Annotated in this window: 15 protein-coding genes; 4 read left to right on the top strand and 11 right to left on the bottom strand. The window is 51.2% G+C overall.

What is annotated here, in order from left to right; genetic code table 11:
* Window positions 1-130: 130 nt before the first annotated feature.
* From rpoH to ftsY, 4 genes are all read right to left on the bottom strand, one after another.
* The gene (gene rpoH / locus R2X38_RS23250) at window positions 131-991 is read right to left on the bottom strand and encodes an RNA polymerase sigma factor RpoH (protein ID WP_317524741.1); all 861 of its coding nucleotides are present in this window, start codon (window positions 989-991) and stop codon (window positions 131-133) included.
* A 122-nt stretch (window positions 992-1,113) separates the two neighbouring features.
* Window positions 1,114-2,040 (bottom strand): permease-like cell division protein FtsX, encoded by a 927-nt coding sequence (ftsX, locus tag R2X38_RS23245; protein ID WP_317524740.1) that lies wholly within the window; start codon window positions 2,038-2,040, stop codon window positions 1,114-1,116.
* The gene (ftsE, locus tag R2X38_RS23240; protein ID WP_317524739.1) at window positions 2,027-2,698 is read right to left on the bottom strand and encodes a cell division ATP-binding protein FtsE; all 672 of its coding nucleotides are present in this window, start codon (window positions 2,696-2,698) and stop codon (window positions 2,027-2,029) included. Before ftsE ends, ftsX begins: the two co-directional genes overlap by 14 nt.
* Window positions 2,699-2,701: 3 nt before the next feature.
* Window positions 2,702-4,057 carry a signal recognition particle-docking protein FtsY gene (ftsY, locus tag R2X38_RS23235; protein ID WP_317524738.1) on the bottom strand — a complete coding sequence of 452 codons (1,356 nt, stop codon included), beginning with the start codon at window positions 4,055-4,057 and terminating at the stop codon, window positions 2,702-2,704.
* A gap of 144 nt (window positions 4,058-4,201) precedes the next feature.
* Here ftsY and rsmD point away from each other — a divergent pair, with 144 nt between their 5' ends.
* Window positions 4,202-4,807 (top strand): 16S rRNA (guanine(966)-N(2))-methyltransferase RsmD, encoded by a 606-nt coding sequence (gene rsmD / locus R2X38_RS23230; RefSeq protein ID WP_317524737.1) that lies wholly within the window; start codon window positions 4,202-4,204, stop codon window positions 4,805-4,807.
* Window positions 4,804-5,070 carry a DUF1145 domain-containing protein gene (locus tag R2X38_RS23225; protein WP_317524736.1) on the top strand — a complete coding sequence of 89 codons (267 nt, stop codon included), beginning with the start codon at window positions 4,804-4,806 and terminating at the stop codon, window positions 5,068-5,070. The genes rsmD and R2X38_RS23225 overlap by 4 nt, the downstream gene beginning before the upstream one ends.
* Before the next feature lie 43 nt (window positions 5,071-5,113).
* Here the strand turns inward: R2X38_RS23225 and R2X38_RS23220 are convergent, their stop codons facing one another.
* The 5 genes from R2X38_RS23220 to R2X38_RS23200 form a co-directional block, all read right to left on the bottom strand.
* Window positions 5,114-5,704 (bottom strand): YhgN family NAAT transporter, encoded by a 591-nt coding sequence (locus tag R2X38_RS23220; RefSeq protein ID WP_317524735.1) that lies wholly within the window; start codon window positions 5,702-5,704, stop codon window positions 5,114-5,116.
* 170 nt (window positions 5,705-5,874) lie between these two features.
* Window positions 5,875-6,120, bottom strand: a complete 246-nt coding sequence (locus tag R2X38_RS23215) for a YecH family metal-binding protein (RefSeq protein WP_317524734.1) — start codon at window positions 6,118-6,120, stop codon at window positions 5,875-5,877.
* Window positions 6,121-6,218: 98 nt separating this feature from the next.
* Entirely contained in the window at window positions 6,219-6,551 is a 333-nt protein-coding gene (locus R2X38_RS23210; RefSeq protein ID WP_317524733.1) for a DUF2007 domain-containing protein, read from the bottom strand.
* A 68-nt stretch (window positions 6,552-6,619) separates the two neighbouring features.
* A complete protein-coding gene (locus R2X38_RS23205; protein WP_317524732.1) occupies window positions 6,620-7,246 on the bottom strand; it encodes a lysoplasmalogenase in 627 nt (208 codons plus the stop codon).
* 951 nt (window positions 7,247-8,197) lie between these two features.
* Window positions 8,198-8,563 (bottom strand): DUF4145 domain-containing protein, encoded by a 366-nt coding sequence (locus R2X38_RS23200; RefSeq protein ID WP_317524731.1) that lies wholly within the window; start codon window positions 8,561-8,563, stop codon window positions 8,198-8,200.
* Window positions 8,564-8,792: 229 nt separating this feature from the next.
* Between R2X38_RS23200 and R2X38_RS23195 the strand changes: the two genes are divergently transcribed.
* Entirely contained in the window at window positions 8,793-9,125 is a 333-nt protein-coding gene (locus R2X38_RS23195; protein WP_317524730.1) for a DUF2500 domain-containing protein, read from the top strand.
* Between the two features lie 33 nt (window positions 9,126-9,158).
* On the opposite strand, the gene R2X38_RS23190 is transcribed toward R2X38_RS23195, so the two are convergent.
* Together R2X38_RS23190 and R2X38_RS23185 are read right to left on the bottom strand one after the other, a co-directional pair.
* Window positions 9,159-10,163, bottom strand: a complete 1,005-nt coding sequence (locus R2X38_RS23190; RefSeq protein WP_317524729.1) for an acyltransferase — start codon at window positions 10,161-10,163, stop codon at window positions 9,159-9,161.
* 154 nt (window positions 10,164-10,317) lie between these two features.
* Entirely contained in the window at window positions 10,318-11,040 is a 723-nt protein-coding gene (locus R2X38_RS23185; protein ID WP_317524728.1) for an SDR family oxidoreductase, read from the bottom strand.
* Between the two features lie 553 nt (window positions 11,041-11,593).
* Here R2X38_RS23185 and R2X38_RS23180 point away from each other — a divergent pair.
* Window positions 11,594-13,189, top strand: coding sequence for an AbgT family transporter (locus tag R2X38_RS23180; protein WP_317524727.1), 1,596 nt, complete (start codon window positions 11,594-11,596; stop codon window positions 13,187-13,189).
* The last annotated feature ends 120 nt before the right edge of the window (window positions 13,190-13,309 follow it).

Raw genomic sequence — 13,309 nt, 5'->3', positions numbered from 1 at the left:
AAACTTAATGTCTGAGGGTATTTTCACTCAACCGTAGGATCATTCAACTGATCAATGGCTTAACTGATCGGTGTTAAGCCCTAGGCTGGTTTTCTCATGTTGCGATTTGTGGATAGTTTGCCGAGGATCCTCAGGCGAAATCACCCACTGCTTCCTTGAGCTTTTTCATCGCATTTTTCTCTAGCTGGCGGATCCGCTCAGCGGACACCTGATAGTGTTCAGCTAGCTCTTGCAAGGTCGCCTTGTTGTCTTCCAACCAGCGCGAGCGCACAATGTGTTGGCTTCGCTCATCAAGGCCAGACAGGGCATTAGACAGACGATTGTTGGCGTGGGTTTCCCAGTTGTTTTCCTCTACGCTCAAAGCAACATCTGACGACTTGTCCTCAAGGTAATACGCCGGCGCGCTGAAGCTGGCCTCACGATCATCGTCTTCGGTTGGCATTTCGAATGCCGGATCCTGAGCGGCCAGACGGGATTCCATCTCGCGCACTTCATTGGCTTCAACACCGAGCTGATCAGCGACCATCTGTACTTCGTCATTGTTGAACCAGCCAAGACGCTTTTTCGCCTTGCGCAGGTTGAAGAACAGTTTGCGCTGGGCTTTAGTGGTCGCCACTTTGACGATACGCCAGTTACGCAATACGTATTCATGGATCTCAGCTTTGATCCAGTGGACAGCGAAAGATACCAGGCGGACGCCGACTTCAGGGTTGAAGCGCTTAACAGCCTTCATAAGGCCAATATTGCCTTCCTGAACCAGATCAGCCATTGGTAAGCCGTAGCCTGAATAGCCACGAGCAATGTGAACAACAAAGCGCAGATGTGACATCACCAATGCCTTTGCCGCATTGAGATCACCATCATAATGAAGACGCTCAGCTAGCTCGCGTTCCTGCTCCGCCGACAGCATAGGATAGCTGTTGACGCTCTGGACATAGCTGTCCAGACTATCTGCAGTGACCAAAGCCATTGAAGTCATCTCTTGTGCCATTCAACAAACCTCGTTTATTTTTTGTACCAATGTGAAATTGCATGAACCGACAATGATGCCTGTAAAATAGGCCTCATTGCAAGCAAGCCGCGTAATTTACCCTATTTATAGAGTTAAAAATGTCAGATAGGTTCAATTTCTTTCAAATGACGCCCTGCCGACAAACGCGCGGCCAGCAGCCCGAGAAACGCCGAGATCATCAACAAGATCAATGACTCATCCCAACCTAAACCGATCATCCTGAACGGGCTGTCATACAAATCCGCCAAATGGGCCACCGCGCCATCGAGCAGCATAGACACCAAAAATGTCAGCACCCACGCAGCCAACCCACCAATCAAACCATACCAAACCCCGGTATAGAGATAGGGACGCAAGATAAAACTGTCGGTCGCCCCAACCAGTTTCATCACCTGGATCTCATCGCGCTGGTTGAGTACCTGAAGGCGCAGGGTATTACCCACGACCAAAAAGACCGCAAACAGCATCAGCCCGGAAATAATCATAGCCAGAATAATGACAAGTTGCTTAATCGCAGCCAAACGCTGGAGCCAATCACTGTCGAGTCGGACCTCATCGACGCCGTTTTGCATCCGCAAACGCGAAGCAAGCTCGGTAGCCTTAGCATCAAGCTGCCACGCCTCGGTTGGCTTGACGATAAGTACAGACGGCAACGGGTTGTCATCCAGCAGGCTGAGGGCTTGTTCAAAACCGGCCTGCTGACGAAACTCGACCAGACCCTGCTCAGGCGAGATTGCCTCAAGGCTATCGATTTCCGGCCACTGGGCCAACTCGTCATGCAGTTGCTTTGCCTGTCCTGTCGAAACGCCCGGCTCCAGATAAATGGTCATCTGGGTCGGGTTCTGCCACATCTGCGCCACCACGGTGACGTTCTTGGCAAACAGGTAGAAACTCGCCGGTAGCGTCAGGGCAAACGCCAGCACCGCCAAGGTCAGGATATTGCCGAGCGGGCGGCGCATCATGTCTGCGAGTGACTGCTTACATTGCTGCTTGTGCAAGGCAAAAAAGCCGGTTTTATTTTGCGCCACTGGCTAACTCCCTTAACTGTCCCTGATACAAATCCAAACGGCGGTAATTGTGGGTGGTCAATAGCGAGGTATCGTGGGTCGCCATCAGCACGGTAACGCCGACCCGGTTGAACTCCTCGAACAAGGCCATGATCTGGCCAGATAATGCTGCATCGAGGTTACCGGTTGGCTCATCGGCCAGCAGCAGCATCGGCTTGTTGACAATAGCCCGTGCGATCCCCACCCGCTGCTGCTCACCACCTGATAGCTGGATCGGCAAACAGCGGGCCTTGTCGAGCAGCCCTACTTTATCGAGCGCTGCCGATACCCGGCGCTTGATTTCGTTCTCGGTGGCCTGCTCTACCCGCAGCGGCAGGGCCACATTGTCGTAGATGGTTCTGTCCATCAACAACTTGTGGTCCTGGAAAATAATGCCGATATTGCGGCGCAGGAACGGGATCTGCTTGCTGTCAATACGGGTAATATCATGCCCGTTGAAGATGATCTTGCCGTCACTCGGCCGTTCGATGGCACAGATCAGTTTCAGCAGGGTACTCTTACCCGCACCCGAGTGCCCGGTCAGGAACGCCATATCTGCAGGCTGCAGATGGAAATCGACCTTTTGCAGGGCCTGGCGTCCGCCCCGATAAGCCTTACTTACCTGCTGAAACCGAATCACACCTTAATCCTCGTCACTAAACAGCGCTTCGATAAACTCATCCGCCGCGAACGGGCGCAAGTCTTCAATTCCTTCACCGATACCGATGTAGCGGATTGGAATATTGAACTGATCGGCAATGGCAAAGATCACACCACCCTTGGCAGTACCATCCAACTTGGTCAGGGTAATACCGGTTACCGGGGCAACCTCGCTGAACAACTTGGCCTGGCTAATCGCATTTTGGCCAGTACCTGCATCGACCGTCAGCATGATTTCGTGCGGCGCGTGTGGGTCAACCTTCTTCATCACACGGACAATCTTGCGCAGCTCTTCCATCAGGTTGCCCTTGTTCTGCAAACGGCCTGCGGTATCGGCAATCACCACATCCACATTCTTCGCTTTGGCAGATTCAATCGCATCGAAGATCACCGAGGCACTGTCCGCGCCGGTGTGCTGGGCAACAACCGGCACGTTGTTGCGCTCGCCCCAGACCTGCAGCTGCTCAACGGCTGCCGCACGGAAGGTATCACCGGCTGCCAGCATCACTGATTTACCCTGGCTCTGGAACTGCTTGGCCAGCTTGCCGATAGTCGTGGTCTTACCGACGCCGTTTACGCCCACCATCAAAATGACGTAAGGCTTCTTGGCTTGGTCAATCACCAGCGGTTGCTCAACCTTGGCCAGCATGTCCGACAGCTCTTCTTTAAGCAGGCCGTACAGGGCATCACCGTCTTTCAATGACTTGCGGTCCGCTTTGTCCGTCAGGTTCTCAATGATCTTGAGGGTAGTGTCCATACCGACATCGGCCACCAGCAGCTGCTCTTCCAGCTCCTCAAACAGATCATCATCGATTTTTTTGCCACGGAACAGGCTGGCAAACCCCGAACCGAAGTTAGTTTTGGTCTTCTTCAGGCCGCGCATCAGACGGGCAAAGAAACCTTCGCTCTTCGGCTTTTCCTGCAGCGCCTCGGCTTGCTGTAGCTGCTCTTCTTGTAGCTGTACCGCTTGGGCCTTGGCTTCTTCTTCCGCAATCACCTGGGCGGCTGCCTCGGCTTCTGCTTCCGCCGCTGCTTTAGCGGCAGCCTCAGCTTCTGCTTCCGCCGCTGCTTTGGCGGCTGCCTCAGCTTCTGCTTCCGCCGCTGCCTTGGCGACGGCCTCAGCTTCCGCTTCTGCCGCAGCCTTGGCGGCTGCTTCGGCTTCTGCTTCCGCCGCGACTTTCGCAGCAGCCTCGACTTCTTGTTCTGTCGCTTGTTCTTTTACTGCTTCAGCCTCAGCTGAAACTGTTGATTGTTCTTGATTTTGTTCGGTTTGCTCGGTCTGCTCCTCAGAGCCAAAACCCAACCACGAAAATAATCCGCGTTTCTTTTTTTCTGCCATTGGCAAATCCTAGAGCTTGATTGGTACAATTTGCGGCCTAAACACAGGTGTATACCCCCAGCGGCATGATCTCGGCATACATGTTTTCGCCTACAGCCAAGGGGTTTAGGTATACTATCATTTTCTAAACGGTCGAAGAAATCTATGACAAGACGCAGACAACAATCAGGGCGAAATATGCCAAACAGCCGCCGTGACGGGTTCGTTCGGATCATCAGCGGACGCTGGCGTGGGCGTAAACTTCCCGTTCACGACGTCGAGGGCCTCCGCCCAACCACAGATCGCGTCAAAGAGACCGTTTTCAACTGGTTGGCACAAGATATTATCGATTCGCGTTGCCTCGACCTGTTTACCGGCAGCGGCAGCCTGAGCTTCGAGGCCCTGTCGCGCGGTGCCAGCCATGTCACCATGCTTGAGCTCGATAAAAAAGCCGCCGATCAACTGGAAAAAAACCGCGCGACCATCGGTGCCGACAATGCCAAGGTCCTCAACACCGACAGCCTGGCATTTCTAAAACAAGCCGGTACCCCGCATGATGTGGTGTTTATCGACCCGCCGTTCCGCAAAGATTTAATCGATGAGGCGATCAGCCTGCTCGAGCAGAATAACTGGCTCTCACCCCATGCCGTCATTTATATTGAGGCCGAAAAAGAACTCGGGGAGCTAGTGACACCGGCACACTGGCATCTCCACAGGGAAAAAACAGCGGGACAGGTCTGTTACCGCTTATTCGAAAGAGAGGAAGCATGAAAGCATTGATTTTAATTGCCAAAGCGGCGATCGGCTTTGTCTGGCTAGTTTTGCTGATCAACATTTTCCACCCGTTCCCGGGCGTCGCGGCGATGGCGCTCTACATCATGACCGGGTTCCTGTTCATGATGCATGGCCTGCAAATGCTCATTTTCATCGGCGCCTTCGGCGATAAAATCACTATGACCCGGTGGGAAAAATGGTCCATCCTGATCTTCGGCATCTTTGCCCTGCTTGATATCCGTCGCAAGCACATGATGTAAAAAAACGAGGCCAACTGGCCTCGTTTTTACATCGCACTGACTGCTAGCCCATCATGAAGAATTTGCGGATCCCGTCCAGGAACATCTGGGTCGAAATCATGATCAGCAACAAGCCCATCAAACGCTCGACAGCCTTGAGCCCCTTCTCGCCCAGCAGACGGTTGAACACCTCGTAGAACATCAGGATCACAAACGACGCACCCCATGCCAGCAATACGGCAATCACCCAGTCTGTGGTGCGACCCGGCTCCTGGTTGGACAACAGCAATAAAGAAGCCAATACCGAAGGCCCGGCAATCATCGGGATCGCCATCGGCACGATAAACGGCTCCTCGCCGGCAGCAAGGCCTGTCACACCACCCGGTTGCGGGAAAATCATCCTGATCGCGATAAGGAACAGAATAATACCGCCGGAAATACTGACGGTCTCGGTCGAGACATGCAGGAAGTTCAGCATATTCTGACCGCCGAACAAGAACAGCAACAGGATCACCAAGGCAATCAGCAATTCACGGATCATGATAAAGCGACGGCGCTTGGGTTCAATGTGCCGCAGAATTGACAACATAACCGGCAAGTTGCCGAGCGGATCCATGATCAGAAATAGCATGACCGCCGCAGAAATAATTTCCACAGAGCAGACCTCAGATAGAGAATAAATTAAAGAAGTATCAAGAAATAAGAACGATCAGCCAGAATGCCGACCGGAGGCGAGAGAGTATAACAAACCATCAGCGGGGTGGCGATATTTTTACCACCCGCATTTATCAGTTGTTAGCAGGCACCAACCGCTTCAAACCGGCACTAGTGATTGCACATGCGCTCACGGTTTGCCGCCACATAGTCGCCGTCTTGTACGACTTTGCGGCGGTCCAACAAGAAAGTCATCAGCGCATCAAAAGTCAGATCTTGCTGGCTACAGGTATAGAAACGCACATCTTCGCCGTATTCCGCCGCGATAGCCTGCTTCAGGCTGGCAAAGGTATAAGGCGTTTCCGCTGCCAATAGCATGTTTAGCAGGTTATGGGCGTGGACTTGGTTATCACTCATGGTAGGCATTCTCTTCACGGAACAATAGCGGCATTGTAGCGCTATGGCGGTGGGGAAAGTTTGACCAAAAACAAATTAATGCATTTTGTATGTATGTTTTAGATTCCCGTCCCCCTGTCTCGGCCGCATTGCCAGCATAGCTCAAACTGGCAGCCATTTTGCTCGCCACAGCCCGCGCACACCCAACCTGATTGGTCGGCTTGTTCATACTCGGCAAGCAGCCGCTGGGCACTGGCCTGCTGGCAATCTCTCACCCACAGGCCCACTTCAACCACATTGGTCGGCAGCTCCCCCGCAGCCGCCCCCAGCCCTTCTCCACTGAGATGTACGGCTATATGCTGGGCTTCCAGCATACCTTTGAGGCTATGTGCCTCCAGGGCATTCGCCGCATCGTATATTTTGCACCAGTTGTCCGACATGACTTTCCCCATGGATGTTGCTTATCTCTAGTATGAGCGAAAGACAGGATTCAAGGCAGAAAAGTTTCAGTAATCAGTGACTAAACAGCCAGCAACGTGGCAACAATCAATGATTGGGCAAGGAAATAGCTGGTCATCACCATGGTCGTCGCCGATTTGAAAGGCCCACGGAAACGGTCAATGGCCAAACAGAGATCGGAAAACATGAATACCGCTGCACCGGCAACAGCCAGCAGCGCCATCGTTGTCGAGGTCGTCAACCAAAACTCACCGGCCGCCCAAGCCATCTGGGCAATTACCGCGATATAGACAGCAACGGGTATCACCATCTTGCCCAATGAAGGCAACAGCAGCAGGAACACTATCACACCTACTGCCGCCAGCATTGCAGGCAGCCACCAGACTATCTGGCTACCGAGCTGTGACCAGAAGGCTACCGAGTAGGCAATATGCGCCAAGGCAAAGGCGCTTAACCCCGCAATAAACCGGCTTTTTGGCCACATCAAGAAAACATCACCAACCACTGACAGCAACAGGCCAAGTGAGATAGCCATATGATAGAAGCCGCCATCGCCAGCCTGCCAAGCCACACCGATCAACAGCAGCATGGTAAAAGGCTTGAAAATATAGAATTGCCAACGGGGACCGTGATAAGCCGCCGTAATATGTAAAAGAGCAGAAAGAGCAATGGCTAACCAAACCCACATAGTTTCACCGTTATTATTATGGATATGTCACCGACAGCAACTTGGCTATTCAGTGGCAAGCACAGTTTAGGATCTGGTAGGCGATTGTCTAGCGAAGAAAGTCAATAACTAGCGGAGAATCATATTAATCAGGCTCTCGCTGGCCGTTCTGTGAGCCAACCTTTATCACTATAGAGAAAAACAAAATAGCAAACGTTTGGCATCGCTGTTAGCCAAAATCTTTGCATCAACCCAACCTGCAGCAGCTTGAAGCCGCATTGTTAAACCATAAAAACCGACCAAAAATTATAAAAAAACCACTTAAAAACAAGTAACTATAAACAAAAAATAAATTTTAAACGCAATTATCCCAGTAGCCAACCATCAACCTTTTACGAAAAACACCAAAGCGATAGCTATTACATAAAAGCATGCCAAATATTCACTCCAAATACGATGCGAATGGTAAACAAGTACTACACCACAGAGAAAAATGTCATTTGCTCCCTTTTTTGATCCACAGCCAATGCTAAACGAAGTTTTGCCAACAAATCTAAAAACCATCAATACCGATCACATTACATTCAATAATAGTCAATTAAAAACAAAAGGTTAGTCTCGGACTGGTATATGAAACAGCAGAGAGGACACTTTTCACCCAACTCAAAAAACACAATTCACTTAACCATTAGACACCCTATTAAGCGTCCATAAACTATTTTTATGACAACAATATGACAATTTTACTTGAGAAATGCATAAAATCAGTGCTATTCTTATTTACAACATCAACTAAGCAGCTAAAAGGAGCCTTTTCATGTTCACTTCTTCACAAAAACAAGGCCTTATGATGATCGCAGTGGTTGTCGGACTCATGACGCTGCCTGTGATTTATTAAGCATAAAAAATTCAATAAAAAAGGTGCCTATCAGGCACCTTTTTTTGTTTTCCAGCTTTTCTCACGAGCACCGATTAGGGCGTCAAATCGATACGGTGCCAGTGAATGGAGTAAAACCATATCGCCAATGCCGTGACACCAACCACCAACAGAGCAGCAGCGGTCCAGACAAAACGGCCACTGCGTGGGGTCAGCTCTTTCTCGCAGGCATTGCAGGCCGCAATAAACCCTTTCTTATCGTCGAGTTTGTACCCTTCTTCATGAACGGTTTTATTTCGGACCGAGGCGATAAAACGTAATTTGGGAATAATTTCGTGAGGCAGGCGCTCTTCACAGCTAGTGATCAGCTGGTGCAAGCCTTTGCCCTCAGCATGGTAATGATCACGCAGCAGGCTTTCGATCCGCCTTGAACGTGTTACCACTAACTCAATGTTTGCCATTTACTCTCTTCCTTGCTCACTCCTGCTATTAACTTACCTCGACTTTGCATGAAAGCAAAGTACCGTGTGTCAGCATCCTCATTGATACCCACCAGACATAAGTAGACTGCATAACAGAATAGGTGGATACAGCAACCTTGCGGGGATCACGCTTTTTGTCACAAGCCATGTTCAGCCACCATGTGTTGCACAATAATGAGAGCCAAGTTGCATCCAACAAGGAAATCTCATGCCAGCCTCACTGCCTATTATCATTATTGCCCTATTCGCCATTGCCCTCTATTGCTTTGTCCACGTTTACCGCAAACACACGCTGGGAGAAAATGCCCCGGAGCAGCACATCGAAGTCGAGATCCTCGACAAACAGTGCACCCCGGTCATAGGAGCACGCCCCGGAGAGGATGACGAAGAATACTGGATTTATGTCCAGCCAACCAAAGGCGGCCCGAAACGTGAGTTCATGGTCGGTATCCACTATTACCATGCCCTGAACCCGGGGGATAAAGGGGTAATGACCTACCAGGGTGTCACCTTCCGCCATTTTGCGCTCACGCGCGTCTAAACGCGCGGTTTACATCAATAACCAGGCGGCTTGCTAAGGAACCAGCCAGGCCGTTTTCGGGCTCCTGGCCAGCAGCCAACTGGCAGCCAGGGCCAGGGCTGTGATGATCACCGTCCAAAACGGGATCATCAATATCGGTGGCAGGAAGTACCAATCGTAGGCTTTTACCGGCCATAAAAAGATAGGGTGCAGTAAATAAATCCCCAGGCTGTAACGGCTCATGAAAGCCAGCTTGTCGAGCCCGCCTTCGCTGATTTTACCTGCCACATAACGTCCCAGCGCAAAAACCATGGCAGCGATCAGGGCAGTATTGAGCGTCTTGTACGACATCCAGCGGCCGACTTTATACTCCCCGGCGGCAAAGCTATTGCTCAACACCATGGCATCGGTCAGTAACAAGCCCACGATACCCAGTGGCAGCAGCCACTTCAGGCTCGGCCAGCGCAACTGGTAAACACAATAGCCCAACAGTAAGTACCCACTATAGAGCACCAGTTCATGGCTCCATGGCCCGTCGATTTTAAACAAGAACAAGGTTGTCAGTGTCAACCACACCAGCGTCAGGGCCAGCGTCGCCTGCCTGTCATAATGCTGGACAAAATAGCGCAGGAAAGGAATGACAAAATAGAGCGGAATAAAGTAATAGAAGAAGCCGAGGTGATAGTAGGTTTCATGTACCGGTAAGGCTTTCAGCGTCTCGAAGGCCAAACCGCTATCGAAACCTGCCAGTGAAACACCGGATAACCAAGCATAAAACACCGACCATACCAGAAAAGGTAGCAATACTTTGCCGAGCCGGCGGCGGACATAGTAGCCAAGTTCGAACGGGCGGGTATCGGTCAGCATCAGGGCGCCAGTGATCATGATAAAGACCGGTACCGCCCAGCGGCTGAAGCTATTGAAGGTCGTCGCGGTGATCCAGCCGCTGTCGGGCATGATACCGAACTGGTCGCGGTAAGGACCAAGCACGTGGATCACCACCACGGCTACGGCTGCCACACAGCGCAGCACATCAAAAAAGCGAACCTTCTCCCTCACTTCAGCCCCCTCGCAATACCAACAAAAAAGGGTATCCCCGTGGGATACCCTTTTGAATATAGCAGGCTGCCTTTATTAAGTAACTGAAACAGCGAAAATTTACCGATAAAATCACCTGCCGCTGACATTCAACTCTACTCGCGACCAGCCGCCTTTATGGCTGCTGACGGGTGGCTGCTAGCACAATCTCGCGGATGCACAGGTGCTGCGGCTGCTGGTAAGCATAATTAATGGCATTGGCGATATCCTGCGGTGCAATCACCCCGCCCATGCCGTCTTTCCATTCTTCGTAACCCGCTTTGATATCGTCACTGGTGGTATGGCTCAGCAGCTCGGTTTCCACTGCACCAGGGGCAATGGTAATGAAGCGGACATTGTCATCAGCCACTTCCTCGCGGATATTTTCAGTGATTGCATGCACCGCAAACTTGGTGCCGCAGTATGCCGCATGGTTCGGGAAGGTCTTGCGGCCGGCAATCGAGCTGATATTAATCACAGTGCCCCCTTGGCGGGCCTTCATCTTGGCCAGTACTGCATGGATACCGTTGAGCAAGCCCATCACGTTGACATCGAACATGGTTTTCCACTCTGCCGGATCCTGCTCATGGGCCAGACCAAGCAGCATCACGCCGGCATTATTGACCAGGCAATCAACCGGACCGTACTGGGCTTCCGCTTCTTCAATAGCGGCAGCAAACGCCGGGCCATCGGTCACATCCACTTGGCGGCACATTGTGTTCGGCAGGCCCAAAGCCGTCAATCGGTCGATTCGGCGAGCCAGCAACAGCAGCGGGTGGCCTTGCGCAGATAGCGTTTTGGCCGTCGCTTCACCAATACCCGAACTGGCACCTGTTATCACAACGAGAGACTTAGACATAGTTTCACCTTATATATAGAAAGAGAACATCACCCCGGGGACTTGCCCACCAGGCCGATACCAGTGGCCACCAGCAGATTGACGCTACTATATCGGCCTAACCCCTTAGTGAAAAATATCGATTACCTCTGTTTATCATAAATTTTAGCTATGGATACGAGATATCCCTGCCATCTTCATCGGCCAATTGATAAGAAAACGTTAATAAAATGCTATCGCATCGCATTTTATAAGCGATAGATTGCCCTTTTTGTGAGTTAAAGCACGCTATTTTCGGGCTGCGATTTCTAATTAATTGATATCCGGTTATTGAACAAAAGTTAACAAACCGCAAATGGACAACTGATTTCATAAAAATCAACAATATTAAACGGAATGGCCATCACGAAAACAGCACACAACCACGTAAAATTAACAATAATCAGACAAAAAATAAGCAACTGACACATTTTGACACAATTATATCTTGTTTGTGACGTTAACAATGACGTAACCTTCTCCGCGACAAGAGATGTACCCATTGATGGGATTGAAACGATAAATGGAGGTCGTGATGCATTCATCTGCTTCACCGCAAACACAACAACAACCGAAGAAAACGTTATTTACCCGTTTTCTTGATACCGTCGAGTGGCTGGGCAACCTGCTACCACACCCAATCACCCTTTTTGCCCTTTTCTGTGTGGCTATCCTGGTCGCCTCTGGTATTGCTGGTTACTTCGGCGTGTCGGTCGTTGACCCGCGTCCTGAAGGTGCCGCAGGCCGAGCTGCTGATGGTATGATCCATGTAGTCAGTCTGTTCAATGCAGAAGGCCTACAAAAAATCGTTGCCAACCTGGTAACTAACTTTACTGGCTTTGCACCACTGGGTACCGTACTGGTTGCCATGCTGGGTGTCGCGATTGCCGAACACTCAGGCATGCTATCTTCCGCAATGCGCGGTCTGGTAATGGGTGCCTCCAAGCGTATGGTGACACTGGTTGTCGTCTTCGCAGGTATCATTTCTAACACCGCCTCTGAGCTAGGCTACGTGGTACTTGTTCCACTGGCGGCAATGCTATTCCACTCTCTGGGCCGTCACCCGCTAGCCGGTCTAGCTGCGGCGTTTGCCGGTGTATCCGGCGGCTACAGTGCCAACCTACTGCTGGGGACCGTTGACCCGCTGTTGTCAGGCATTACCCAGACAGCAGCCCAAATGATCGACCCGAACTACTCTGTTGGCCCTGAGGTTAACTGGTACTTCATGTTCGCTTCGACGTTTGCCATCACCATTATGGGTGCGTTCGTTACCGAGAAGATTGTTGAGCCGAAACTGGGTAAATACAACCCGGAAGAAGCCAGCGAAGATCTGGGCGGCGACAAGCTTGGTAAAATCACCGACCTTGAGAAAAAAGGCCTGAAAATGGCCGGTCTTGCGGCTCTTGCGGTTGCTGGCCTGCTGGCACTGACTATCGTGCCGGAAAGCGGCATCCTGCGTCACCCTGAAACGGGCTTGGTTGCAGGTTCACCGTTCCTAAAAGGTATCGTAGCCTTCATCTTCGTCTTCTTCGCTATCCCGGGCTTTGTCTACGGTAAAGTTGTGGGCACCATGAAGAACGACCGCGATGTTATCGATGCGATGTCAAAATCCATGTCTTCTATGGGTATGTACATCGTGCTGGTATTCTTTGCTGCCCAGTTCGTTGCTTTCTTCAAGTGGACCAACTTCGGCCAGGTGTTTGCAGTAGCGGGTGCTGATTTCCTACAGTCTATCGGTCTAACCGGCCCAATGCTGTTCTTCGCCTTCATCCTGATGTGTGGCTTCATCAACCTGATGATCGGCTCTGCGTCGGCGCAGTGGGCGGTAACGGCACCTATCTTCGTACCTATGCTAATGCTAGTTGGCTACGCACCGGAAACTATCCAGGCGGCTTACCGTATCGGTGATTCAGTAACCAACATCATCACGCCGATGATGAGCTACTTCGGTATGATCCTGGCGGTTGCGACTCGCTATAAGAAGAACCTGGGCCTAGGTACGCTGATCTCAACCATGCTGCCATACTCAATCATCTTCGTCGTAGGCTGGAGCATCATGTTCTACGTCTGGGTGTTCGTACTGGGCATCCCAGTCGGCCCTGGCGCTGCTACCTACTACAGCGTAGGCTAATCCAACTCTCTGTCACCAAAGCCGGGCTTCTGCCCGGCTTTGTGTTTTCTGCCTGCGTGATTTCCTGAGCGCTTGGCTGACATCGCTTCTTTGCTATCATAGGCACATCACTTGCCTGCC

Origin of the sequence: Photobacterium rosenbergii, assembly GCF_033022775.1 — a bacterium.
Lineage (GTDB): Bacteria > Pseudomonadota > Gammaproteobacteria > Enterobacterales > Vibrionaceae > Photobacterium > Photobacterium rosenbergii_A.
This window is presented reverse-complemented; position numbering and strand designations above follow the sequence as displayed.